General features: G+C 50.3%; 21 protein-coding genes, 1 pseudogene and 1 riboswitch. Of the genes and pseudogenes, 13 read left to right on the top strand and 9 right to left on the bottom strand.

Annotated features, from left to right (window positions below; all coding sequences use genetic code 11):
- The first annotated feature begins 71 nt into the window (after window positions 1-71).
- The 6 genes from NST20_RS10860 to menC all read left to right on the top strand — a co-directional run bounded on the left by NST20_RS10860 (window position 72) and on the right by menC (window position 7,962).
- Complete coding sequence (locus NST20_RS10860; protein WP_258433538.1) at window positions 72-1,424, top strand: isochorismate synthase; 1,353 nt, start codon at window positions 72-74, stop codon at window positions 1,422-1,424.
- A gap of 1 nt (window position 1,425) precedes the next feature.
- On the top strand, window positions 1,426-3,171 hold the full coding sequence (menD, locus tag NST20_RS10855) for a 2-succinyl-5-enolpyruvyl-6-hydroxy-3-cyclohexene-1-carboxylic-acid synthase (RefSeq protein ID WP_342399431.1): 1,746 nt from the start codon (window positions 1,426-1,428) through the stop codon (window positions 3,169-3,171).
- Entirely contained in the window at window positions 3,168-3,971 is an 804-nt protein-coding gene (gene menH / locus NST20_RS10850; RefSeq protein ID WP_342399430.1) for a 2-succinyl-6-hydroxy-2,4-cyclohexadiene-1-carboxylate synthase, read from the top strand. The genes menD and menH overlap by 4 nt, the downstream gene beginning before the upstream one ends.
- 40 nt (window positions 3,972-4,011) lie before the next feature.
- Entirely contained in the window at window positions 4,012-4,830 is an 819-nt protein-coding gene (gene menB / locus NST20_RS10845) for a 1,4-dihydroxy-2-naphthoyl-CoA synthase (protein WP_013860039.1), read from the top strand.
- Between the two features lie 577 nt (window positions 4,831-5,407).
- A complete protein-coding gene (locus NST20_RS10840; protein WP_342399429.1) occupies window positions 5,408-6,862 on the top strand; it encodes an o-succinylbenzoate--CoA ligase in 1,455 nt (484 codons plus the stop codon).
- Entirely contained in the window at window positions 6,859-7,962 is a 1,104-nt protein-coding gene (menC, locus tag NST20_RS10835) for an o-succinylbenzoate synthase (protein WP_071451984.1), read from the top strand. Before NST20_RS10840 ends, menC begins: the two co-directional genes overlap by 4 nt.
- 264 nt (window positions 7,963-8,226) lie before the next feature.
- On the opposite strand, the gene NST20_RS10830 is transcribed toward menC, so the two are convergent.
- From NST20_RS10830 to yidD, 3 genes are all read right to left on the bottom strand, one after another.
- On the bottom strand, window positions 8,227-8,385 hold the full coding sequence (locus NST20_RS10830; RefSeq protein WP_013860036.1) for a DUF1540 domain-containing protein: 159 nt from the start codon (window positions 8,383-8,385) through the stop codon (window positions 8,227-8,229).
- A gap of 60 nt (window positions 8,386-8,445) precedes the next feature.
- Window positions 8,446-9,336, bottom strand: a complete 891-nt coding sequence (locus NST20_RS10825) for a zinc ABC transporter substrate-binding protein (protein WP_342399428.1) — start codon at window positions 9,334-9,336, stop codon at window positions 8,446-8,448.
- Window positions 9,337-9,675: 339 nt separating this feature from the next.
- A complete protein-coding gene (gene yidD / locus NST20_RS10820) occupies window positions 9,676-9,912 on the bottom strand; it encodes a membrane protein insertion efficiency factor YidD (RefSeq protein WP_013860032.1) in 237 nt (78 codons plus the stop codon).
- Between the two features lie 116 nt (window positions 9,913-10,028).
- Here yidD and NST20_RS10815 point away from each other — a divergent pair, with 116 nt between their 5' ends.
- Window positions 10,029-10,478 (top strand): Dps family protein, encoded by a 450-nt coding sequence (locus tag NST20_RS10815; RefSeq protein WP_017554001.1) that lies wholly within the window; start codon window positions 10,029-10,031, stop codon window positions 10,476-10,478.
- Between the two features lie 70 nt (window positions 10,479-10,548).
- Here NST20_RS10815 and NST20_RS10810 read toward each other — a convergent pair whose 3' ends face one another.
- Entirely contained in the window at window positions 10,549-10,797 is a 249-nt protein-coding gene (locus tag NST20_RS10810) for a DUF6154 family protein (RefSeq protein WP_013860030.1), read from the bottom strand.
- A gap of 169 nt (window positions 10,798-10,966) precedes the next feature.
- On the opposite strand from NST20_RS10810, the gene ytkD reads away from it, so the two are divergent.
- Window positions 10,967-11,431: an RNA deprotection pyrophosphohydrolase gene (ytkD, locus tag NST20_RS10805; protein ID WP_026104708.1), complete on the top strand. Its 465-nt coding sequence runs from the start codon at window positions 10,967-10,969 to the stop codon at window positions 11,429-11,431.
- Window positions 11,432-11,445: 14 nt separating this feature from the next.
- On the opposite strand, the gene NST20_RS10800 is transcribed toward ytkD, so the two are convergent.
- From NST20_RS10800 to gntK, 4 genes and pseudogenes are all read right to left on the bottom strand, one after another.
- The gene (locus tag NST20_RS10800; RefSeq protein ID WP_019720652.1) at window positions 11,446-12,252 is read right to left on the bottom strand and encodes an ABC transporter permease; all 807 of its coding nucleotides are present in this window, start codon (window positions 12,250-12,252) and stop codon (window positions 11,446-11,448) included.
- Complete coding sequence (locus NST20_RS10795; RefSeq protein WP_342399427.1) at window positions 12,239-13,009, bottom strand: ABC transporter ATP-binding protein; 771 nt, start codon at window positions 13,007-13,009, stop codon at window positions 12,239-12,241. The genes NST20_RS10800 and NST20_RS10795 overlap by 14 nt, the downstream gene beginning before the upstream one ends.
- Before the next feature lie 37 nt (window positions 13,010-13,046).
- Window positions 13,047-14,054: an ABC transporter substrate-binding protein gene (locus tag NST20_RS10790; RefSeq protein WP_118498325.1), complete on the bottom strand. Its 1,008-nt coding sequence runs from the start codon at window positions 14,052-14,054 to the stop codon at window positions 13,047-13,049.
- Between the two features lie 511 nt (window positions 14,055-14,565).
- Window positions 14,566-16,100, bottom strand: a pseudogene (gene gntK / locus NST20_RS10785) (gluconokinase).
- A 220-nt stretch (window positions 16,101-16,320) separates the two neighbouring features.
- Here gntK and NST20_RS10780 point away from each other — a divergent pair.
- The 3 genes from NST20_RS10780 (at window position 16,321) to NST20_RS10770 (ending at window position 18,731) form a co-directional block, all read left to right on the top strand.
- Window positions 16,321-16,863, top strand: a complete 543-nt coding sequence (locus NST20_RS10780; RefSeq protein WP_013860022.1) for a flavodoxin family protein — start codon at window positions 16,321-16,323, stop codon at window positions 16,861-16,863.
- Between the two features lie 15 nt (window positions 16,864-16,878).
- The gene (locus NST20_RS10775; protein ID WP_235601649.1) at window positions 16,879-17,922 is read left to right on the top strand and encodes a DUF2584 family protein; all 1,044 of its coding nucleotides are present in this window, start codon (window positions 16,879-16,881) and stop codon (window positions 17,920-17,922) included.
- 419 nt (window positions 17,923-18,341) lie between these two features.
- Window positions 18,342-18,731 (top strand): DNA mismatch repair protein MutT, encoded by a 390-nt coding sequence (locus NST20_RS10770; RefSeq protein WP_013860019.1) that lies wholly within the window; start codon window positions 18,342-18,344, stop codon window positions 18,729-18,731.
- Window positions 18,732-18,749: 18 nt separating this feature from the next.
- On the opposite strand, the gene pckA is transcribed toward NST20_RS10770, so the two are convergent.
- On the bottom strand, window positions 18,750-20,336 hold the full coding sequence (pckA, locus tag NST20_RS10765; protein WP_265115782.1) for a phosphoenolpyruvate carboxykinase (ATP): 1,587 nt from the start codon (window positions 20,334-20,336) through the stop codon (window positions 18,750-18,752).
- A gap of 176 nt (window positions 20,337-20,512) precedes the next feature.
- Window positions 20,513-20,661: riboswitch (SAM riboswitch) on the top strand.
- A gap of 144 nt (window positions 20,662-20,805) precedes the next feature.
- Here pckA and metK point away from each other — a divergent pair.
- A complete protein-coding gene (gene metK / locus NST20_RS10760; protein ID WP_029141467.1) occupies window positions 20,806-22,017 on the top strand; it encodes a methionine adenosyltransferase in 1,212 nt (403 codons plus the stop codon).
- Window positions 22,018-22,237: 220 nt separating this feature from the next.
- Window positions 22,238-24,136: an asparagine synthase (glutamine-hydrolyzing) gene (gene asnB, locus NST20_RS10755; protein ID WP_342399426.1), complete on the top strand. Its 1,899-nt coding sequence runs from the start codon at window positions 22,238-22,240 to the stop codon at window positions 24,134-24,136.
- The last annotated feature ends 55 nt before the right edge of the window (window positions 24,137-24,191 follow it).

The following is a 24,191-nucleotide window of genomic DNA, read 5'->3' as shown; positions in this document are numbered from 1 at the left end:
ATGTTAAGTTTTCATACGAAAACTGTGATAGATGGCCCGGCAAAAAGCAAGAGAGGTTTGGAGGAGATCTTTTGGCTAATGAGGATATATTAATGAAAGAAAAAACGGCGCCGGCATTAAAACTGGCAAGCAGGATTATAAAATGCCGCACTGCACCGGATCCGCTCCGCCTTTTTACAGCGGGTGCCGCACGTTTTTACGGCAGCCGGTTTTTTTGGCAGGATAAGAATCGCGAAACTGTATTTGTCGGTTTTGGCCGCGTCTGGTCCTGTACGGTCACAGCCTCTGACGGTTTTGCCCAAATGGAAGACGAATGGCGAAATTTGAAGGGGGCGGGCGAAGTTTATCCGGAAACCGCGGAAACCGGAACAGGGCCTGTGCTTTTCGGCGGTTTTGCGTTTGACGGGACGGTTGCCAAGCAGGAGTGGAAAACATTTGGCCAAGGCATTTTCCGCGTGCCGCAGATTCTTTTCACGTTTAAAAAAGATGCCGTCTTTCTTACGGTAAACGGATGCGGCGGAACAGAGAGCGTGCAGGAAGCGGAGAAAACTGCACGAAGCCTTTTAAACGGCAGTACAGCTTTCCCTGCACTTCCGCCTTTAAAAGCTGTACAGGAAATGGGTGCGGACGAATGGAAAAAAAGTGTCGCAACAGCCGTGCAGTTCATCCGGGAAGGGAGAATGGACAAAGTTGTCCTGGCAAGAAAACTGGAGCTTGCTTTTGACGGCGTGACGAGCCCGGATGCGGTGCTTGCGGCGCTTTCCGCCCAGCAAAATGACAGCTACTTATTTGTACTGGAAGAAGGCAGTGAAAGTTTTATCGGGGCTTCGCCGGAAAGGCTGGTGAAAAAAACGGGCCGGCATATTTTATCGACGTGTCTTGCCGGTTCGATCAAACGCGGCCGCAATGAGGCGGAGGATTTGGAACTTGGAAAAGCGCTGCTTTCGGATCAGAAAAATTTAAGCGAGCATGGTTTTGTCGTATCCATGATTCGGCAGGTGCTTGAACCTTTTTGCAACGGGCTGAATGTGCCGGGTGCGCCTGTTTTAATGCGGATGCGCGATATCCAGCATCTGTACACCCCGGTTACCGGGACAGTGAAAGACAAGAACACCACCCTTTTTCAGTTGGTCAAGGCGCTCCATCCGACGCCGGCACTTGGCGGTATTCCGCGGCAGCCGGCCATGGAAGCGATCCGGCTTCTTGAAAAAATGGACCGCGGTTTATACGGCGCGCCGATCGGCTGGGTGGATTACAGGGGAAGCGGCGAATTTTGCGTCGGCATCCGCTCCGGGCTGTTAAAGGGGGACCATGCATCCCTTTATGCCGGATGCGGTGTCGTTAAGGAATCGGAACCTGAAGAAGAATATAAAGAAACAAGCGTCAAATTTACCCCGATGCTGCGCGCTTTAGGAGGCAAATAGAGTGGAACACCAGGAGATCATGACAACTTATTTGGCAGCTTTTATCCGGCAATTGTCCGCGATGGGGATCCGCTATGCGGTGGTAAGCCCCGGGTCAAGGTCGACGCCGATTGCGATGTTGTTAGCAGAACACCCGGATTTTCAAATTTACATGGATATTGATGAACGGTCAGCCGCTTTTTTTGCGCTCGGGCTTGCAAAAGAAAAACGCAAACCGGTTGTGCTTTTATGCACGTCTGGCACGGCTGCCGCCAACTATTATCCGGCGGTTGCGGAAGCCAATATTTCACGCGTGCCGCTCATTGTGCTGACGGCAGACCGGCCGCATGAACTACGCAATGTCGGTGCCCCGCAGGCCATTGACCAGATCCGTCTGTACGGCACCCATGTCAAGTGGTTTGAGGAAATGCCGCTTCCGGAAGCAGGGGAAGAAGTGCTTCAATTTGTCCGGCAGACGGCGGCCAGGGCAGTAGTAACGTCTCTTCAGCAGCCGGCGGGCCCCGTGCATCTTAATTTTCCGTTGCGCGAGCCGCTTGTTCCGGTTCTTAAGCCGTCTCCTTTTGCCGGCGAAGTACCGGTAGCGGCAATTGAAAATTTTTCCGGCACCCTGCAGCTTTCAGAAGAAACGGTTGAAATCGCGGCAAAAGAGATCCGGGAAAAGGACCGGGGCCTGATCATTTGTGGGCCGATGGATATTCCTGGCTTTGCGGAGGCGGTTGTGGCGCTCAGCGAAAAAACGGGTTACCCGGTGCTGGCAGATTCGTTGTCACAACTGCGGAGCGGCCGGCACGGGAAAGAAAGGATCATTGAAAATTATGATTCCTTGCTGAAAGATCCGAAATGGTCCGGCCGCCTTGCACCGGATGTTGTGATTCGTTTCGGCGCCATGCCGGTTTCCAAACCGCTGACCCTTCTGCTGAAAAAAGTGAAAACAGCCGCCCATTATATTGTTGATGGCGGAAACGGCTGGAGAGATCCCGTGAAGCGGGGAACAACGGTTGTTTATTCGGATGAAATTGAGTTTTGTAAAAAATTATCAAATGCAATTGTGATGAACCCGTTTTCGGAATGGTTTGCCATGTGGCGAAAATTGAATCAGCAGGCGCGGCAGATTGTTACAGCTTCGCTGGAGGCGGAAGAAACCTTTGATGAAGGAAAAACGGTAACCGAACTTGCTGCTGCTTTGCCGGATGGCAGCACGCTTTTTGTCGGCAACAGCATGCCAATCCGGGATGTCGACACATTTTTCCAGGCAACAGATAAAAAGATCCGGATTCTGGCAAACCGTGGCGCGAACGGCATTGACGGCGTTGTGTCTAGTGCGGCCGGCGTGAGCGCGGGATGCGGCAAAGCCTTTTTGCTGATCGGCGACTTGTCCTTTTTCCATGATTTAAACGGCCTGTTGATGACGAAGATGCACAAGCTCAATCTTTGTGTGATTTTGATCAACAATAACGGCGGGGGCATTTTTTCTTTCCTACCCCAGGCGGATGAGCCGGAAAAATTTGAGCAGCTGTTCGGCACGCCGACGGACCTCGCATTTGAATATGCGGTTAAAATGTATGGCGGGAGCTACGTCCAGCCTCAAAACTGGGATCAATTTCGGGCGGCGCTTTTTGCTTATAAAGGCGGGCTGCAGGTGATTGAAGTCCGGACAAACCGGGCGAAAAATGTCGAAAGCCACCGGAAAATCTGGTTACAGGTTTCCCGGGAAATGGAACGGTATTTTCAAGGTGAGCAACAATGAGAATTAACGGATTAGAATACCATGTAGAAACGGCTGGTGACAAGGAACCGTTGCTGCTGCTTCACGGTTTTACAGGAAATGGGAATACCTGGAATGATACGGTTTCCATACTTCGGGACGAATTCCGCTGCATTGTGGTGGATATCATCGGCCACGGCAAAACCGAAATACCAGATGATCCCGGCCGCTATGACATTACAAAAGCCGCCGCTGATTTGCGTGCGGTGCTTCTGGCGCTTGGCATCCGGCGGGCGTCTGTTCTCGGCTATTCGATGGGCGGGAGGCTGGCGCTTACGTTTGCCGTCCAGTACCCGCAAATGGTGGACAAACTTGTACTGGAAAGCGCGTCTCCCGGTTTGAAAACGGAAGCGGAACGGCTGGCGCGGCGAGAACGGGATGAACAGCTGGCGGAACGGATTTTGACCGGAGGCATGGAAGCATTTGTCAGCCATTGGGAAAATCTACCGCTGTTTGCATCACAGAAACAGCTGCCGGCTGAGGTGCAGAGAAAAATCCGCAAACAGCGCCTCGAAAATGACCCGGCTGGTTTGGCGAACAGCCTGCGCGGCATGGGGACAGGCGCGCAGCCATCATGGTGGGAAAGACTTTCTGAACTTCATTTCCCCGTCTTACTTGCAGCTGGCGAATGGGATGCCAAGTTTTGCCGCATTGCCGGAGAGATGGAGGAGCGGCTCCCGCATGCCAAAAAAATCATTTTTTCGCATGCCGGCCATGCAATTCATGTGGAAGATCCGAAAAAGTTTGGTACAATGGTAAAGGGATTTTTAAAAAATTGTTGATAAATTGTCGTAAAATGTACATAAAAAAGGAGGAATCATCATGGCAGTTGAATGGAAAACTGAGCATGAGTATGAAGATATTTTATACGAATCCTATAACGGCATTGCCAAGATTACGATTAACCGTCCCCATGTGCGCAATGCTTTCCGGCCGGAAACGGTAACCGAGATGTATGATGCGTTTTCCCGGGCGCGCGATGACGCCAATATCGGGGTCATTATTTTAACCGGTATGGGGGAAAAGGCCTTTTGTTCCGGCGGCGACCAAAAAGTGCGCGGCAATGGCGGCTATGTGGGCAGCGACAATATTCCGCGCCTGAACGTGCTTGATTTGCAGCGTTTGATCCGTGTGATTCCGAAACCGGTCATTGCCATGGTAGCAGGTTATGCGATCGGCGGCGGGCATGTGCTGCATGTGGTTTGTGATTTGACGATTGCGGCCGACAATGCCATTTTCGGCCAGACCGGACCGAAAGTTGGCAGCTTCGACGGCGGTTACGGCGCAGGTTACCTTGCAAGGATCGTCGGCCATAAAAAAGCGCGCGAAATCTGGTATTTGTGCCGCCAGTACAACGCGCAGGAAGCGTTGGAAATGGGGCTTGTCAACGCAGTCGTGCCGTACGAAAAATTGGAAGAAGAAACGATCAAATGGGCGGAGGAAATCCTTGAGAAAAGCCCAATGGCGATCCGTTTCCTGAAAGCCGCGTTTAATGCTGATACGGACGGGCTTGCCGGCCTCCAGCAATTTGCGGGCGATGCAACCCTTTTGTATTACACAACGGACGAAGCAAAAGAAGGCCGCGATGCATTCAAGGAAAAACGCAAACCGGACTTCGGCCAATTCCCGCGTTTCCCGTGATTGGAAAATGGGCTGTCTCAACTGAGGCAGCCTGAATTTTTTCACGGGGAAATTTTTGCTATGTGGTCCATGATTCAAAAAGGCAATTCTGCAAGTGGCTGAGATGTTCCTTAGCGTGGTTCAAAAAGACGTTTTGACTAATGACAAAGTGCAAATTGTCCTTTAGAGAGGTTCAAAAGGACAATTCAGGGAAAGCCGAAGAGCAAATTGTCTTTTACAGGGATTCAAAAGGACATTTCGGCAACTGACAAAGGTCAAACTGTCTTTTAGCGTGTTCCAAAAGGACAATTCAGGGAGAGACAAAAAGCAAAATGTCCTTTAGAAGGGTTCAAAAGGACAATTCAGGTAGAAACGAAGCGTAAACTGTCCTTTACAGGGATTCAAAAGGACATTTCAGAGAGAAACAAAGCACAAATTGTCCTTTAAAGAGGTTCAAAAGGACAATTTTACAAGTGACAAAGCCTGTAATATCCTTTAAGGCGCTTTTAAAAGACGATCTTGCATTGGACAGGGATAAACTGTCCTGTTGAAAAAGCAAAAGTGGCATGTTCAAAATAGATTTTTATCAGGTGATGTTATGCTACCCAATTTTTTAAAACAGCGCGCATATTTAACGCCGAACCGGATTGCGCTCGTCAGTCAAGGCGAAAGTCTGACGTTTGCCGGGCTGTACGAGAAGGCGAAAGAAATGGCGCAGAAGCTGTCCGGCTGCGGCATGCAGGCGGAAGATACGGCAGCGGTCCTTTTAAACAGTCGCGCGGAAACGGTAGCCATTCTCCATGCGCTGCAGCAGCTCCGTGTCCGCACCCTTTTTCTCAACCACCGTTTAACGACGGCGGAAATGCAGTACCAGCTCACCGACAGCGGCGCGAAATGGCTGATTACAGAAAAAGCGTTCCGAGAAAAAACAGAAGTGTTAAACGAAACAGCAACCGTGATTCAAAGCGAAGCACTTGGCGATTTGCCGGCTGCGGGCTACGAAGAACGTGCGGAGTTTGCACTCGGGGATGTCTGCTCGATCATGTACACATCCGGCACAACTGGCAAACCAAAAGGCGTCCTGCAAACATACGGCAACCACTGGTGGAGCGCCGCCGGTTCTGCGCTCAATCTCGGCGTGCGGGAAGACGATACGTGGCTGTGCGCAGTGCCGCTTTTTCATATCAGCGGTTTTTCGATCCTGATGCGTTCTGTTTTTTATGGCATGACGGTTTATTTAATGGAAAAATTTGATGAAAAAGAGACGGCCAAACTGCTGAAGTCCGGCCGCATTACAACGATGTCGGTTGTGGCCAACATGCTGCAGCGTTTGCTTCGTGAACTCGGACACGACAGCCTTCATCCGAACTTCCGCTGCCTCCTGCTCGGCGGGGGGCCGGCGCCGCGCCCGCTGCTTGAAGCGTGTGCCGAAAAGAATATCCCGGTTTTTCAGTCATACGGCATGACCGAAACGGCCTCGCAAACCGTGACGCTTGCCCCGGAAGACAGTCTGCGAAAAATCGGGTCGGCGGGGAAACCGTTATTCCCGGCGCAAATTCGGATTGTTTCCGATGGCAAAGTGTGCGGGCCGTTTGAACACGGGGAAATTGCGGTAAAAGGGCCGAACGTGACAATCGGTTATCTGAACCGCCCGGATGCGAACCGGAAAAGTTTCCGGGAAGGCTGGTTTTTCACCGGCGATATCGGTTATCTGGATGATGAAGGCTTTTTATACGTACTGGACAGGCGCTCCGATCTGATCATCTCCGGCGGCGAAAATATCTATCCGGCTGAAATTGAGGAGGTGCTCCTTGCCCATCCGGATATTCTTGAAGCCGGGGTCATCGGCGTGGAGGACGAAAAGTGGGGCCAGGTGCCGGCTGCGTTTATTGTCACAAAAAGGGCAGTCCGGGAGAGGGAGCTGCAGGCTTTTTGCGAAACGCGGCTCGCAAAATTTAAAATTCCGAAAAAAGTGTATGCCGTTCCCGCGCTGCCTCGGAATGCATCGAATAAGCTGGTGCGCAGGAAGCTGCTGGAGCTGCTGCCGTCATGATCGGGATTGAAAAAGTATCGCTTTCTGTGATCAAAATGCCGCTTAAGTCCCCGTTTGAAAATGCGCTCGAAAAAGTAACGGAGCGGGAAGCAATCCTGCTTGAAGTATTAGATAAGGAAGGGGTGGCCGGTTTCGGGGAAGCTGTTGCATTTTCAACTCCGTGGTACACAGAAGAGACGGTGCAGACATGCTTTCACATGCTGAAAGATGTGCTCGTCCCGCTTCTTCGGGAAAAGCCGGTTGCACACCCAAAAGAAGTGAGCGGCCGGTTCCGGTCTGTCCGGCGCAATCATATGGCAAAGGCGGCAATCGAAACGGCTATCTGGGATTTGTATGCGAAAAAGAAGCAAAAGCCGCTTTGGCGGTTAATCGGGGGCGCACGGGACCGCGTGGATGCCGGCGTTGCGGTCGGCAGCCATGATACAGCGGATGCGCTCCGGCAAATCGGGGCGTTTGTTGATGAGGGCTATAAAAGGGTGAAAGTCAAAATCAAGCCCGGCCATGATGAAGCGTTTGTCCGCGAAATCCGGGATGCATTTCCTGATCTCACGCTGATGGCGGATGCGAACTCCACGTACACGCTGGCGGATGCGCCGCGTTTAAAAAGGCTCGACCGGTACGGGCTCCTGATGATTGAACAGCCGCTTGCCGCCGATGATATTGTGGAGCACGCGGCATTGCAAAAGCAGCTGGAGACGCCGGTTTGTCTGGATGAAAGCATCGTAACATATCATGATGCGGAAAGCGCGCTCCGGCTCGGCAGCTTCCGGGCGCTCAATATTAAAATTGGGCGGGTCGGCGGGCTCTATCCGGCGATCCGGCTCCATGACCTTTGTGCATCCCGTGGCATTCCGGTCTGGTGCGGCGGCATGATCGAATTTGGCGTATCGCGCGCCTTTAACCTCGCGCTCGCCTCTTTGCCGGGCTTTACGATTCCGGGCGATATTTCTTCATCCAGCCGGTTCTGGGAAAAAGATATTATTGAGCCGGAAATCACGGTGGAAAACGGACAAATCCGCCTGCCGGACAGACCGGGAACCGGGTTTGAGATCGACCGCGCCTATGTGGAAAAAATCCGGACATATACCGAAACGATATGAAAAAACTGCCGCACAAGACGGCAGTTTTTTCGTGAAAACATCGATTCGAATGTCTTATAAGTGCCTTTACGGCTGGACGTTCGAGACCTTTTCATGAAGACATTCGATTCAAATGACTGATAAGTGAAATTGGCCTTTACAGGTGAACGCTTGGTTTTTTTCATAAAACATCGATTTTGAAAATGAAATCAGCCCACACGGCTGGAAGCTCGAGGTTTTTTCATTCAAGTGTCTTATCAGTGAAATGGCCCTTCATGCCAGGTTTCATGAAAACATCGATTCAAACGTTTTACAATCGGTTTCCTGCTGGTTTTCAGCCTGGGTTCCTGTATGGCTCACGATGTAAATTTCCTCGGCAGAACAAAGATTGCCCTCCTCCCAGAACACACAGTTCCTGACTTCGCATAACACATCTTTTGCCATGCGGGACACCCCCTTAAAACATGCCGTACGCTTTTAGTTTCTGCAGCGTGCGGCAAACCATTACTGCAAAGCTTTTTCCAATCCTTTTAAATTGTCGTCCATCAAAGTAAAGTAATCTTTATGCGCTTTGATTTCTTCGTTCGTTCGGACGCCAAGATGGTGGATGTAAACCGCTTTTGTATTCGTTTCCTGTTGGACCACTTTCGCAATTTTGGAAGGCACATTTTTTTCAAACACGATGTAGGAAATATGGTCCTGTTTTACTTTTTGGATAATGTTCTCCAGCTGTTTTTGCGACGGTTCATCCGAAGTGGAAAGCCCGGCGATCGGAATTTGTTTGATGCCGTACCGTTTTACCCAGTAGCCGTATGCTGCGTGGGAAACGACAACTTCTTTGTTGTCTGACTTTAATACCGCCTGTTTGTATGCCGCATTGACCCGGTCCAGTTTCTTTGCCAGCTGGTCATAATTTTTCTTGAAATACGTTTTTTGTTCCGGCATTTTTTTCGAAAGTTGTGCTGTAATCATGCCGGCCATTTGCTTGACGTAAATGGGATCGAGCCAGACATGCGGATCGGCTTTCGCACTTGTTTTATCCGGAACAGGAAGCCGGTCCCCGAGCGCCATCATTTTCACATTTTGGCCTTCAAGCACTTGTTTTGCCTTGTTCGCAAAACCTTCAAGCCCGAGCCCGATGTAAAAGAAAAAGTCGGAATCGGCGAGCTTCAGGATATCTTTCTGTGACGGTTCGTATGTATGTTCATCCGTGCCTGGCGGATAAATTGTTTTAACCGACACATACTTCCCGCCGATTTGCTGTGTAACATATTCGAGTGGATAGACGGTAGTATAAACCGAAATTTTATGATCCTGCTTGCTTTCCTGTTTGTTTGCACATGCCGTAACAAACAGCATGGTAAAAGCGAGCAGTACGGGAAAAAGTTTTTTCAAAGCGGACGATTCCTTTCTTTTTTTAATTCGTAATGATTACGATTTACTCACAAAAAATATATTACTAAACTCCGCTTCATATGGCAAGAAAAATTTTTAAGGGACAGCAAATGCTGCCCCTTAATCTTTTTTGTCTTCTTCTTCGGTTTCAAGCATACCGTAATCGCCGTTTATGGCCTGTTCGTCGGGATCAGCGCCGAAATCGCCGCTCTTTTTTGCTGCTCTTTTTTCTCTTCCATAAAAAACACCTCCACCTGTAGCGTTTTCCGGAAATGGGAAACGTATACGGGGGAGGGGTTGTTTTTTCACCGGTACGGCGGAATAGCAACCGAATGGTGTTCAATGTTTTTTCACCGGCCACTGGTCCGGAACGGGATCGTACCCGCCGGCGTGGAATGGGTGGCATTTTAAGATTCTTCTGATTGCCAGGTAGCCGCCGCGGAGTGCGCCGAACCGTTTTACCGCTTCAAGCCCGTAATTCGAGCAGGTCGGCTGAAACCGGCAGCTTGGCGGGAACAGCGGGGAAATCGCAAGTTGATAAAAACGGATCAATTTAATAAAAATGAACTTCAGCATCGATCTGCCCCTTTCTTCGTTTATTTTAGCATGTTTTCAAAAAAGATGTGCAACATATGATTGGATGTTTGAAGGCCCGGAAAAAGGGTACAAACAAAGCAGGAGGTTGATCAAACATGGCAGAAAACGAACAATTAAAGGAAATCTTAAATAAGCAGGTTGCCAATTGGACAGTACTTTATACCAAATTGCACAACTACCATTGGTATGTGAAAGGGCCGAACTTTTTAAGCCTTCACGCCAAATTTGAAGAATTGTACAATCTTGCAAATGACTATCTCGATGAACTGGCTGAACGTCTTCTCGCTTTAAACGGCAATCCGGTGGCGACATTGAAAGGAAGCCTTGAATTGTCCTCGGTACAGGAAGCAAGCGGCAATGAGAGCACAGAGGAAATGGTGCAGGCGACTGCCAACGACTTTGCGATGATCGCGAAAGAACTAGAGGAAGCGATCGGGCTCGCCAACAGAATTGGCGATGACGCAACCGCCGACATGCTTACCAACATCCAGGAAACGCTTGATAAAAACATTTGGATGCTGAACGCCTTTCTTGGAAAGCGGTAATTAAAAGCGGGGTGCGAAACTGGCCGGCCCCCGCCATAAAGGCTGTCCCGCCAAAGCGGAACAGCCTTTATTACTGCAAATATTTTGTTGTCGGGTAAGCGTCAAAGCCTGCGTAATCGGAAAATTTATCTTTCAGTGTCTCCAGTATGTATAATCCGATAAAATGTTCCAGTTCGGCTGTGCTCATTTCGCGCACAATCCCAAGCAGGTCTTTCCGGTTGTAATTTTCGACGACCGCTGCAGAAATGGCGTCCAAGTCTTCTTCATCCCCCGTCAGCCGGTCCCGGTACAGCTCAAACAATTCATCGACTAGCCTCATGCCGTCTCCTCCTTTATTTATTTCTTATTCACTATCCGCAATGGGGCCTTTTTAAACATTTTATGATTATTTTCACGCGATGTACCTCGAAAAATGCAAGAGGTTTCAATAAAAATTTCGCCAATTTTTGCACCCGCTTGCGTATAATGAAGAACAGGAGGGATTTGATGTGTACCGGTTTACAGATTTGAACGGCAACCCAGTTACACTTATTTTTGAAAAAAATGCTTTTTCCATAGAGCCGCAGCATGTGCTCGTGCTCGCACGCTACCGCGGAAACTGGCTTTTGACAAGGCATCCGAAGCGGGGGCTTGAGTTTCCCGGCGGAAAAAGGGAAGCGGGCGAGACGGTCCGGGAAGCGGCTCGACGCGAGCTGTATGAAGAAACGGGCGGTATTCCGGAAAACCTTCAATATATCGGGGAGTATTGCGTCTGTGATCAGGCGCGCGGGCCGTTTGTGAAGGCAGTTTTTTACGCGGGCATCGGCCGGCTTGAACCCAAACACGACTATTTGGAAACGGATGGGCCTGTTGTTGTGGAAGGGAATCTTGTTGAAAAATTGCAGTCCCCGTCATTCAGTTTTCTCATGAAAGACGGGGTTGTCGAAACAGCGCTCAGGCATCTTGAAAAATAAGAATGGGGGAACCCTCATCTGTCTTTTGCCAGCTTTTTCTCCAGCCAGCCGACAAGCTGGTACATCATGGTTGCCACAATGGCAATCAGGATCATCGAAAGCATGACGAGCGTAAAATTAAACACCTGGAAACCATAGATGATCATGTAGCCGAGCCCTTTTGAAGATACGAGATACTCGCCGACAATGACCCCGACCCATGCAAGCCCGACATTGACTTTCAGCGTGGAAATGATCACAGGAATCGATGCCGGGAAAATGGCTTCCCGGAACACCTGTAAACGGGAGGCGCCGAACGAGTGCAGCACTTTCGTGTAATTCGGGTCCACATCCCGGAACGCCGTATAAATGACGATGGTTGTCACAATGACGGAGATAATGACGCCCATGGCAACAATAGAAGAGAATCCCGGGCCCATGCTGACAATTAAAATCGGACCGAGCGCTACTTTCGGCATGGCGTTAAGGACGACGAGATACGGGTCAAGAATCTTCGATAAAAACGGCGACCACCAAAGAACGGCGGCAAGTGCCGCGCCGAGCACAGTCCCGAGGATAAAGCCCATGACGGTTTCAAAAACGGTGATTCCCAAATGGACGTAAAGCGAGCCGTCTTCTAACTTTGCCACCAATAACGCCCACACTTTGGACGGGGAGCTGAAAATCAACGGGTCAATCCAATGCAGGCGGCTCGCCACTTCCCAAAGGCAGAAAAAGACAATTAAAATGAAAAGCTGGAAAAAGCGGACCCGGCGTTTTTCTTTGCGTATCGCGGCAAGGTAATCTTCATGCAGGAGCGCTGTATTTTCAGCTGTTTTCAAGGGACTCCAGCTCCTTCCATATGTCGTTGAAAAGTTCGGAATAGGTTTGCCGGCTCCGCGCTTCAAACGGGCGGAGGCGGCGCAGCTCTTCTGGCACATCAAAAATTTTATGGAGCCTGCCAGGTTTTGACGCCAACAGCAGGATCCGGTCGCTCATCGCAATGGCTTCGCCGATATCGTGCGTGACAAGCACTGCTGTTTTATGAAATTGCTTCAGCGTGTCAAATACCAGGTCCTCCAGTTTTAATTTCGTCTGAAAATCAAGGGCGGAAAACGGTTCATCCAGCAGCAGGATTTTCGGATCGACCGCGAGCGTCCGCACAAGTGCCGCCCGCTGCCGCATTCCCCCCGAAAGTTGGCGCGGGTATTGGTTTTCGGTGCCGGCAAGGCCGATCGTTTGCAAAAGCCCGAGTGCATGTTTTCTTGACGCCGGATTCAGCTGTTTCTCCAATTTCAGCCCGATCATGATGTTTTCTTCAATTGTTTTCCACGGAAACAAATAGTCCTGCTGAAGCATATAGCCGATGGAAGATTGCTGGGAACCTGGCAATTTGCCGTCAATCTGCACAATCCCCGCAGTCGGTTGCAGAAGCCCTGCAAGAATCGAAAGCAGTGTTGTTTTTCCGCAGCCACTCGGGCCCAAAATCGAGACAAACTCCCCTTCCTCCATTTGAAACGAAATGTTTTCAAGCGCCTTTGTGGCCTGTTTAGCCGTAAAATAGGTGTGATTGACGTTTTGAACGGTCAAAAAACGCATATGTGCTGCCCGCCTGAAGGGGCGCACCCCCTTTCCGTTATTTTGCTTTTTTCACAATGGATGCGTTGACCAGTTTGTCGTACGGCACAGTATGGTCGAGTTCGCCGGCTTCTTTCATGATGTCCTGGAGCGTGTTCCAGCCGCTTTTGGTTAAAATCATATCGCTGCTAAACGAGCCCTGGCTGCGGTACCGTTCAATAGAGGAGGCGAGCATATCGGTATTCGTGTCTTTAAAATAAGGCTGGACTGTTTTTGCGACCGTTTCCGCATCGGTTTTTTGCACCCATTTTCCGGCCTTCAGCAGGGCGCGGACAAATTTCACCGCTGTTTTTTCATGTTCTTTCAAATAGCTTTGCTTTGCCATGAAGGTGGTGTACGGCACTTTGCCAGATTCTTTGCCGAAAGAAGCCACAATATAACCCTTTCCTTCTTTTTCCATTGTGGATGCGGTCGGTTCAAACAGCTGGACAAAATCCCCTGTGCCGGATGCATAAGCATTGGCGACATTGGCAAAATCGATGTTTTGGATCAGCTTCGTGTCTTTGTGCGGGTCAATGCCGTGCTTTTTCAGGACATATTCGCCGACCATCTGCGGCATTCCGCCTTTCCTTTGGCCGAGAAAAGTGGTGCCTTTCAACATATCCCACGAAAAATGGCCGATTTTTTTTCGCGAGACGAGAAATGTTCCGTCTGTCGCCGTCAGCTGCGCAAAATTGATAACCGGGTCTGCCCCTTTTTGTTTGTATACGTAGATGGACGTTTCCGATCCGACGAGCGCAATATCGGTTCCCCCTGAAAGCAGGGCAGTCATCGTTTTGTCCCCGCCCCATGTGGTCGCCAGCTTAATATCAAGCCCTTCCTCTTTGAAATAGCCTTTCGCAAGCGCGACATAAAGCGGGGTGTAAAAGACGGAACGCGTCACTTCGGCAACCCGCACTTTTTGCAATGCTTTTTTCTTTGAACCTTTACTCCCGCACGCGCTTAAACTGAATGCAAGCAATACGGCAAGCAGAAGCGTGAATCCGGATTTGAGCCACTTTTTCATCATGCAACCTCCTCATTGGACTTTTTTACAGCCTATGCCGCGTGAGTTGATTGTGTGAACGCCTAATCAATTAAAAATCTATTTTGCCGGGTTGGGGGAGAAAAGATAAAACGAGAACGGTGCCGGAGACCAGCCGGATCGGGATGTTGCGTTTGAACCTGTTCCTGGCTGGGGCCGGGAAAGCACATTTCTGTCCGCGATCGGGGGCAATATTCAAAAAGGCTGCACCCTTTAAACAGCTAAAGGGGCAGCCTTTTTTATGAGCAGGATACCGTCGCTTGCCGCGTGTCCATGGCCAGTTGAAACGCCGGTCCTTCGCAAATTTTAAAGCGGAATGGCCGTGTTCCATCCATCCCTGTCTGTATCTTCTAAATTGTTCCATGCGCAAAGCGGACGACCTGGTTTTGCGAAAAGCGCCGCGATTTCAAATCGGCCCAAAAGCAAATGGCACAGCTCCATTGTCTCCCGTCAAATCCATGCGTGTCCGTTGTTTTTGCCCTTCACGCCATTGTTATTTCACCCATTTCCGCTGAAATGCGGCAATGTTGGTGTATTCCCCTTCAAGCAGGCGGGAGATCCGGATGTAAATCGGGAGGATCTCTTCGTATACCGCAGTATTTTCCGGAATCGGGCGATGGGTGTGCGTGGCGCCGATCCAGTCTGAGACGGCCGAGAAATCATCTATTTCGCCGAGCGCATACATGCCAAGGACGATCGCCCCGAGGCAGGAGCTTTCAAAACTTTCCGGCACGACGACTTCCTGGTTGAAAATATCAGCGAGCATTTGCCGCCACAAATCGGAGCGGGCAAAGCCGCCGGTCGCCTGGATTTTTTTCGGGATGCCGATCATTTCCTGAAGCGCCAGCATAACCGTATAGAGATTATAAATCACGCCTTCCAGCACGGCGCGGACCATATGCTCGCGTTTATGGTGCAGGCCGAGGCCGAAAAACGATCCCCTTGCATCCGCGTTCCAAATCGGCGCGCGCTCGCCGGCCAGGTACGGATGAAAGATGAGCCCGTCCGATCCCGGGGCAACACGGGCGGCAATTTTCGTCAGTACTTCAACGGATCAATGCCGAGCCGTTTTGCCGTCTCGACTTCGGCTGCGGCCAGTTCATCGCGCACCCACCGGAACGTCATGCCGCCGTTATTGACCGGCCCGCCGACGACCCAGTGGTTTTCCGTTAACGCATAGCAGAAAATCCTTCCCTTTGGATCGGTCACAGGTTTATCCGTAACGGTCCGGATCGCGCCGCTTGTCCCGATCGTGATCGCGACAACACCGGGGTCGATCGCATTCACGCCGAGATTCGAAAGCACCCCGTCACTTGCGCCGGCAACAAACGGCGTGTCTTGCGGAATGCCGGTTTCGGCCGCATATTCCGGCGCAAGCCCGGTGAGGTAAAAGGTTGTCGGCACAGGTTTTGACAGCTGTTCTGCCGTAATGCCGGCCACATCCAGCGCCTCTTTGTCCCAGTCCAGGCCGTGGAGATTAAAAAGGCCGGTCGCAGAGGCAAGCGAATAATCGACGATATACTGCCCGAAAAAGCGATAAAAAATATACTCTTTAATGCCGATAAACTTGAACGTTTTTTTGAACAGCTCCGGTACATCGTGGCGGAGCCATGTCATTTTGGAAAGGGGGGACATCGGATGGATAGGGGTGCCGGTCCGCCTGTAAATGTCCTGGCCGTGCCATTCATCCTTTATTTTTTTCGCCCATTTTGCCGCGCGCGCGTCAGCCCAGGTGATGCAGTTGGTTAGCGGTTTGCCGCCTTTGTCCACTGCAATCAGGCTGTGCATTGCGGAACTGAACGAAACGAGTTTTATTTCGGAAGGATCAACGCCGCTTTTGGCGATCGCTGTTTTCATCGAGTCAATGACGGCGCGGAAAATTTCATCCGGATGCTGCTCGGCGACCTGGGGGGACGGGCTGTAAAGCGGATAGCCTGCATGGTGCATGCTGATGACTTTTCCTTTTTCGCCGAATAAAACAGATTTTGTTGATGTTGTACCGATATCTACGCCTAAATAATAGGTCATCGAAAGTCAATCTCCTTTATGAACCTGCTGCTTCAAAATAATTTTTACAGTTCAGTGTTTTTTAAAAATTTTTTCCAATACCTTTATTTTAACTGAAAGCGCACGGGTTTTAAAAGTTTTTTGGAAAACCGCCGGAATCCGAATTGCTTGACAGGCGCCGGCTGTGGCCGACATACTGGCATAGAAAGTAAAAAGTAAATGGATAAAAGAGGTTACAGCCATGACGATTGCAGTGATTTACGGAAGTTCGCGCCCGCGCGGCAATACAGAGCTGCTCGCGGAACGCGCAGTGGAAGGCATGCATGTGGAGCGCTTTTATTTAAAAGATGCGCGTATTCTTCCGGTCGAAGACAAACGCCACACGGATTCAGGGTTTTCAAAAGTGGAGGATGATTATAGCATTCTCATCCAGCATATTTTAATGTGCGATACGATTATCTTTGCAACGCCGATTTACTGGTACGGGATGTCGGGGCTGATGAAAAACTTCATCGATCGCTGGTCACAAACATTGCGGGATCCGCAGTTTCCGGACTTTAAAAAAAGAATGTCGGAGAAAAAAATTTATGTGATTGCAGCCGGCGGGGATATGCCGCGTGTCAAGGGGCTGCCGCTGATCCAGCAGTTTGCATATATTTTCGGCTTTTTAGGCATGCGTTTTGACGGTTACATTCTTGGAGAGGGCAATAAACCCGGCGATATTGTACATGATAAAGAGGCAATCTTTGCAGCGGATCAATTAAACGAAACACTGAAAAGGTGATGCAATTTGAAGACCGTGATCGAAAAGCAGCTTTTTCCGTCCCCGAATCCGCATGTGCGCATGTATCTGGTGACATACTGGTCGGACGGCCTAAAAGTGAAAGGGTTGCTGGCAGAGCCGGATGACGGGCGCATTTATGACGGGTTTTTATATTTGCGCGGCGGCATCAAAAGCGTCGGCATGGTGCGGCCTGCAAGGATCGGCGAGTTTGCGTCGGAAGGGTTTATCGTTTTCGCGCCTTTTTACCGCGGCAACCGGGGCGGGGAAGGCGATGAAGACTTTGGCGGAGATGATATGCATGATGCCTATTTTGGCTTTGACGTATTGATGGAGCATGAGCGGGTAAGCGGGCGTGTCCACGTTTTCGGATTTTCCCGCGGCGGCATCATGGCACTCGGCACCGCGCAAGCCCGGCCGGCCGCGTCTCTTGTCACGTGGGGCGGCGTTTCGGATGTTGCGCTTTGTTATGCGGAACGGGTCGATTTGCGAAAAATGATGAAGCGCGTGATCGGGGGCACGCCGGAAAAATATCCAGAACGGTACCGGGTGCGGACGCCGCTGTATAAGCTCGGGCAAATTGGTTGCCCCGTTCTCGTCATCCACGGGGAGCAGGATCAAAATGTGTCCGTGGAACACGCCATTCGTCTCGAACGCGGGCTCAAACAGCTTGGAAAACCGGTTGAAACATGGTATTTCCCGGAGCTTGGCCACCATTTCCCGCCGCCTGTAAACCGGCGGGTTGTCCATGATGCCAGCGTTTGGATGAAAAGGCATTCCGCACATGATACAATAGAAGCAACGACGGAGGTGAGCCGAATGGGAATGCCGATGGAACTCGATACGATGCTCGTGACGAACGGGAAAGAAGAGCGTATTGAGCAAAACCTCTTTTTGCTGAAGCAACCGGGTTACTGCGTGTATCCGCTTGATACGCCAGTTGAAATCCGGAAAAAGAAGGAACACGGGCCGAGCGGGAGCGCTGTCATCCGCAAACTGGAATGGGAAAACAATACAACGATCGTTCATTATGAACTGGTTTCTTTGAACACGCCGAATTAAACAGGCGCCGCACCATGATCCGCGGCGCCTGTTTGGTTTATCAGGACGGGCGGAAGGGAATTTTACAAGTGCAATGCCCGGCTGATTTTACCGGAGAACGCCGGGATCCGGCCAAAGGGCCATGCCTGGTGAACGGAACTGGATCAGCTTGCGAGTAGCGCGGAGAAAAAACGGATCCGGCGGCGGAATATTGGCAGACGCAACACACGCCTTGCAAGGTGCCGCCAGCCTGGTTTTTCGGGATGAAATGGGCAGGATTGAAAATACTAATCGTAAGAGAAAAGGCCGGCTTCTGAAACTGGAAAAAGGAACAGGCCGAAGCGATTTAAAAAGGGCCGGCCCAAGCATCCGCCATAATGGATACTTGAGGGAAAAGGGGCCGGTCTTTGCATTTGCTTAAAAAAGGAGGAATGCCAAAGATGGAAACGGGCTACAAAAAAGCTTGCGGCGCATATGCCGTCATTTTTGATGCGAAAAAAGAAAAAGTCGGGGTGGTGCCGTCGGGCAGTGGCTACAGGCTGCCGGGCGGGGAAATCAGCCGCGGGGAGTCTGAACTTGCCTGCCTGATGCGGACAGTCGGCGCGGATCTTGAAATTGCGGGCTTTTTAGGCAAAGCGGCACAGGAAACAGGCGCGCGGTCCATGGATGAAGGTCTGTTTTATTTGGGAAAATGGGAACAGCCCCGCAAAGGTAGCCATAACCTGGAATGGCTCAACCTTCACGAGGCTGCGGAAAAAATGGCCGGCACCCACCACCAATGGGCACTGCAGGAAGGAATCAGCGCCGTCCAGGCAAGTACCTGGTTTTAGCCGGGCTCCCGCTTATGCTTAAATAAGCGGGCCGCCGAGTTTTTCAATATCATCCGGCACTGATGAAAATTGCCGGAAATTTTCTTTGAACCGGGTTGCAAGTTCGAACGCTTTTTCACGGTAAGCCTGCTTGTCCGCCCATGTATCTTGCGGATAAAGGACTTTCTCCGGCACCCCTTCAATACGGGCCGGGATGTGCAGCCCGAAAATATCATCCTGCCGCGTTTCCACATTTTTCAGTTTGCCGTTTATCGCAGCCCGGACCATGGCCCTCGTATAGCTTAATTTCATGCGGGAACCGGTTCCGTACGGGCCGCCTGTCCAGCCGGTATTGACCAGAAATACCTGGACGTTGTGCCTGCCAATTTTCTCTCCGAGCATTTCCGCATAAACGGCGGGCTCAAGCGGCAAAAACGGCGCGCCGAAGCAAGTGGAGAACACAGCTTCCGGGCGCGTGACGCCGCGTTCGGTGCCGGCCAGTTTGGAAGTGTAACCGCTCAAGAAATGGTACATGGCCTGCTCTTTTGTCAGCCTGCTGATCGGTGGCAGGACACCGGACGCATCAGCCGTCAGAAATATAATGGTTGACGGATGGCCGGCCATGCCGGAACGGGCAATATTGCCGATGTTTTCAATCGGGTAAGCAGCCCTTGTATTTTCCGTCAGTGCATTGTTGCCATATTGCGGCCTACGGGACACCGGATCTACGACTACATTTTCAAGTACGGTCCCAAACCGGATTGCCCGGTAAATTTGCGGTTCTTTTTCTTCTGTAAGCCCGATGCACTTTGCATAGCATCCGCCTTCAATATTGAAGACGCCGCTGTCGGACCAGCCGTGCTCATCGTCCCCTATAAGCGCGCGCTCCGGATCGGCGGAAAGTGTCGTTTTCCCGGTCCCGGACAAGCCGAAAAACAGGGCCGTATCGCCGTTTTTCCCGGTATTGGCGGAGCAGTGCATGGGAAGGATGCCTTTTTGCGGCAGCAAATAATTCATGATGGAAAAAATGCTTTTTTTCATTTCGCCTGCATATTCCGTTCCGCCGATCAGAATCATCCGGCGTTCAAGTGAAATCATGATGAACGCTTCGGAATTCGTGCCGTCAAGCGCCGGGTCTGCTTTAAACAGCGGCGCGGAAAGAATGGTAAATTGCGCATCGTGTTGATTGAGTTCCTCCGCATCCGGCCGGATAAACAATTGATGCGCGAATAAATTATGCCAGGCGAACTCATTCACGGTCTGGATCGGAAGGCGGCTTTTTGGATCGGCACCCGCAAAACCTTTAAACACAAAAATTTCGTCTTTCCCTTTTAAATGCCGGATCATTTTTTCATAGAGCCTGTTGAACACGCCGGGAGATACCGGCTGGTTGATTTTGCCCCAGTCGACACGGTCTTTTGATTCGGAGTCGACGACAATAAATTTATCTTTCGGCGACCTTCCTGTGTATTTTCCTGTTGTAGCAGAAATGGCCCCTTCCGTTGTCAGCACAGCTTCTTTCCGTTCAATAATTTTTTCCATTAATTGCGGCACGGAAAGCTGCATGCGCACATTTTCCCCCGACAACAAAAACTTTAAATCGTCAGAAGCGCCAATCAGATCCATTTTCATAAACCGCCCCTTTGAATAACTTATTTCGCTTTAAACGATATCAGTATAACATATTCATCCGTTTATTACATACTTTTTCCCGGGAAAAATGCAGGGGGCAAAAGGGCAAATGGTGAAAAAAGCATTGACAGCGCCTGCTAAATTGCGTATGATTTTACTTTGAACGGATACTCTTATCCCGAGCTGGTGGAGGGACGGGCCCGATGAAACCCAGCAACCCGCCTCTGGAACAGGCAATGCGCTCGCAACGCAGCTGCCGCTTGACTTCCAGGCAAAGGTGCTAACCTGCAGCAAGGAATGTTTCCTTGAACGATAAGAGTGAAAGGCGCGATTGATTGAAGTCAAAACCTTTCCACTCATATGAATGGGAAAGGTTTTTATTTTTGGCTTTGTACTTAAAATGAATCGAGTTTAGGGTATGAGTACCGTTTTCAATATGTAACAATATAAGGAGGAAAAGCGGATGTTAAAAGGACGGCATTTGTTCACATCGGAATCGGTGACGGAAGGCCATCCGGACAAAATTTGCGACCAGATTTCCGATGCCATTTTGGATGCCATTTTAGAAAAAGACCCGAATGCCCGCGTTGCCTGCGAAACTTCCGTCACGACAGGGCTCGTGCTCGTCACGGGGGAAATTTCCACCAATACATATGTGGATATTCCGAAAGTGGTGCGCAAGACCATTAAAGAGATTGGCTATACGCGCGCGAAATACGGGTTTGATGCGGAAACCTGCGCTGTTTTGACATCGATTGACGAACAGTCCGAGGATATTGCGCGCGGCGTTAACCAGGCTTTGGAAGCCCGCGAAGGCGGGATGAGCGATGAAGAGATTGAGGCAATCGGAGCCGGCGACCAGGGCCTGATGTTCGGGTTTGCCTGCAATGAGACAGAAGAGCTGATGCCGCTTCCCATTTCGCTTGCCCACAAGCTTGCCCGCCGTCTTGCTGAACTCCGCAAACATGAAGTGATCCCGTATTTGCGCCCGGATGCGAAGACACAGGTGACAGTTGAATATGATGAGAACAACCAGCCTGCCCGGATTGATACAATTGTCATTTCAACGCAGCATAATCCTGACATCAGTTCCGGGCAAATTCAGGGGGATATGAAAAAATACGTCATTGAACCGGTTGTGCCGGCAGACTTACTCGATGCGGATACAAAGTATTTGATTAATCCGACCGGCCGCTTTGTTATCGGCGGCCCTCAAGGGGATGCCGGGCTGACCGGCCGCAAAATCATTGTCGACACGTACGGCGGATATGCACGCCACGGCGGCGGCGCATTTTCCGGGAAAGACCCGACGAAAGTGGACCGTTCCGCTGCTTATGCCGCCCGCTATGTTGCGAAAAATATTGTTGCGGCCGGCCTTGCGGAAAAATGTGAGGTACAGCTTGCGTATGCGATCGGGGTGGCGAAGCCCGTTTCCATTTCCATCGATACGTTTGGGACTGGAAAAGTTCCGGAAGAAGTGCTGATCGAGGCGGTTGAAGCCCATTTTGACCTGCGCCCGGCCGGCATTATCAAAATGCTCGACTTGCGCCGCCCGATTTACAGACAGACCGCTGCGTACGGGCATTTCGGCCGCGATGATTTGGATGTGCCTTGGGAAAAAACGGACAAAGCCGGGGCGTTGAATGAATTCGCCCGCAATCATATCGGAAAATAATGGGAAAAAGAGCGTGCCTGTTGATAGGCCGCTCTTTTTCCATGCGGGAGATACATGTACCTTTTTTAACAAAATCCCTGCAAACTGCCGGAAAACATGCTAAACTATATTACATGTGCAGATTTTGGCCGTCAAATTTTGGCGGAAATCGATTTGTTTTTTCAAGAAATAAATTTACAATAGAAGTATATCGAAATGATTAAAGTAGGTGACTTTTTACATGTGCGGATTTATTGGCTGCGTCCATGACCAACCCGTTACATTATCAGACGAAGACAGGCAACGGTTTAAACAGATGAACCATATGATCGAGCACCGTGGCCCGGATGATGAAGGCTTTTATGAAGACGAACATATCCAGTTCGGTTTCAGGCGCCTGAGCATTATCGACATCGAGGCGGGGCACCAGCCTTTAACATACGAAAACGAACGGTACTGGATCATTTTTAATGGCGAAATTTATAATTATGTTGAATTGCGTGAAGAATTATTAAAAGAAGGGATGGCATTCGAAACGAATTCGGATACGGAAGTCATCCTTGCCATGTACAGCCGTTACGGCGAAAAAGCAATCGGGCGCCTGCGCGGGATGTTCGGATTTGCGATCTGGGATAAGCAGGAACAAACGCTGTGCGGCGCGCGCGACCCGTTCGGCATTAAACCGTTTTTCTATTATGAAGACGGCGATAAAATGTATTTCGGTTCCGAAAAGAAAAGCATTTTGCTTGCCATGGAAAAACCGGAACTCAATTATGATGCTGTCCAATACTATTTAACCTATCAATTTGTGCCGGAACCTTTCAGCATGACGAGTGGCATCCGAAAACTCGAACCGGGCCATTATTTTATGAAAAAAATCGGCAAACCGATGGAAATCAAACAGTTCTGGAAAGCTTCCTTCCACCCGGTCCATAAGAGCGAGGACGAATTTGTAAAAGAAGTGCGCGATGTGCTTATCGATTCCGTAAAGGTACATATGCGCAGCGATGTACCGGTTGGCGCGTTCCTGTCGGGCGGGATCGATTCCTCGATTACGGCATCGATTGCAAAACAGTTCCACCCGGGCATTAAAACATTCTCCGTCGGATTCGAACGCGATGGCTACAGCGAGATTGATGTTGCCAAAGAAACGGCGGAAAAACTCGGTGTTGAAAATATCAGCTATGTGATCACGCCGGAGGAATATATGAAAGAACTGCCAAAAATTATTTGGCATATGGACGATCCGCTCGCAGATCCTGCTTGTGTTCCCCTTTATTTTGTGGCGCGCGAAGCAAGAAAGCATGTGACCGTTGTCCTATCCGGCGAAGGCGCGGATGAATTGTTCGGCGGCTATAATATTTACCGTGAACCGCAGTCGCTTGAAGTTTTTGATAAAATTCCGGCTGCCGGAAAATCAATTTTGAAGGCTTTGGCGAAAGTGCTGCCGGAAGGGGTAAAAGGAAAGAGCTTTATCGAACGCGGTGTCACGCCAATGGAAGACCGTTATATCGGCAATGCGAAAATGTACACGGAAGAAGAAAAACGCGACTTGCTGTTGACTTATAACAACAGCCTTGACTACCGCGATATCACAAAGCCGCTGTACGATGAAACGAAAGGCTACGACCCGGTTGACCGGATGCAATATATCGATATCCATACGTGGATGCGCGGCGATATTTTGCTGAAGGCGGACCGGATGACGATGGCCCATTCGCTTGAACTGCGTGTGCCGTTTTTGGATAAAGAAGTGTTCCGGGTCGCTTCACAAATTCCGGCGGGCTTAAAAACGTCCCATAACACAACGAAGTATATTTTGCGAAAAGCAGTGGAAGGCATCGTGCCGGACCATGTGCTGAACCGGAAAAAACTCGGGTTCCCGGTTCCGATCCGCCACTGGCTGAAAGATGAAATGCATGATTGGGCGGTAGAGATCATCAAAACGAGCCCGACGGACGACATCATCAACAAACAATATGTATTAAAACTGCTGGAAGACCATTGTGCAGGCAAGCTGGATTACAGCCGGAAAATCTGGACCGTGCTGATTTTCATGCTGTGGCATGCCGTGTATATGGAAGACAAGTACGATTTTCAAAAAGGAACACAAGGGCGGCTTGCCGGCGCTTCGTTGTAACAGAAAAAAGGGGGGTCTGGCCCCGCTTCCGTAATCAATCGGAAACGGGGGCAGG

Origin of the sequence: Weizmannia sp. FSL W8-0676 (assembly GCF_038593015.1) — a bacterium.
Classification (GTDB): domain Bacteria; phylum Bacillota; class Bacilli; order Bacillales; family Bacillaceae_C; genus Weizmannia; species Weizmannia coagulans.
This window is presented reverse-complemented; position numbering and strand designations above follow the sequence as displayed.

Bases quoted from the DNA above. Each gene is read 5' to 3' on its own strand.
- menH (WP_342399430.1), top strand. From the start codon at position 3,168: ATGAGAATTAACGGATTAGAATACCATGTAGAAACGGCTGGTGACAAG.
- menB (WP_013860039.1), top strand. From the start codon at position 4,012: ATGGCAGTTGAATGGAAAACTGAGCATGAGTATGAAGATATTTTATAC.
- NST20_RS10840 (WP_342399429.1), top strand. From the start codon at position 5,408: ATGCTACCCAATTTTTTAAAACAGCGCGCATATTTAACGCCGAACCGG.
- menC (WP_071451984.1), top strand. From the start codon at position 6,859: ATGATCGGGATTGAAAAAGTATCGCTTTCTGTGATCAAAATGCCGCTT.
- NST20_RS10830 (WP_013860036.1), bottom strand. From the start codon at position 8,385: ATGGCAAAAGATGTGTTATGCGAAGTCAGGAACTGTGTGTTCTGGGAG.
- yidD (WP_013860032.1), bottom strand. From the start codon at position 9,912: ATGCTGAAGTTCATTTTTATTAAATTGATCCGTTTTTATCAACTTGCG.
- NST20_RS10815 (WP_017554001.1), top strand. From the start codon at position 10,029: ATGGCAGAAAACGAACAATTAAAGGAAATCTTAAATAAGCAGGTTGCC.
- NST20_RS10810 (WP_013860030.1), bottom strand. From the start codon at position 10,797: ATGAGGCTAGTCGATGAATTGTTTGAGCTGTACCGGGACCGGCTGACG.
- NST20_RS10795 (WP_342399427.1), bottom strand. From the start codon at position 13,009: ATGCGTTTTTTGACCGTTCAAAACGTCAATCACACCTATTTTACGGCT.
- NST20_RS10790 (WP_118498325.1), bottom strand. From the start codon at position 14,054: ATGAAAAAGTGGCTCAAATCCGGATTCACGCTTCTGCTTGCCGTATTG.
- NST20_RS10780 (WP_013860022.1), top strand. From the start codon at position 16,321: ATGACGATTGCAGTGATTTACGGAAGTTCGCGCCCGCGCGGCAATACA.
- NST20_RS10770 (WP_013860019.1), top strand. From the start codon at position 18,342: ATGGAAACGGGCTACAAAAAAGCTTGCGGCGCATATGCCGTCATTTTT.
- pckA (WP_265115782.1), bottom strand. From the start codon at position 20,336: ATGGATCTGATTGGCGCTTCTGACGATTTAAAGTTTTTGTTGTCGGGG.
- metK (WP_029141467.1), top strand. From the start codon at position 20,806: ATGTTAAAAGGACGGCATTTGTTCACATCGGAATCGGTGACGGAAGGC.
- asnB (WP_342399426.1), top strand. From the start codon at position 22,238: ATGTGCGGATTTATTGGCTGCGTCCATGACCAACCCGTTACATTATCA.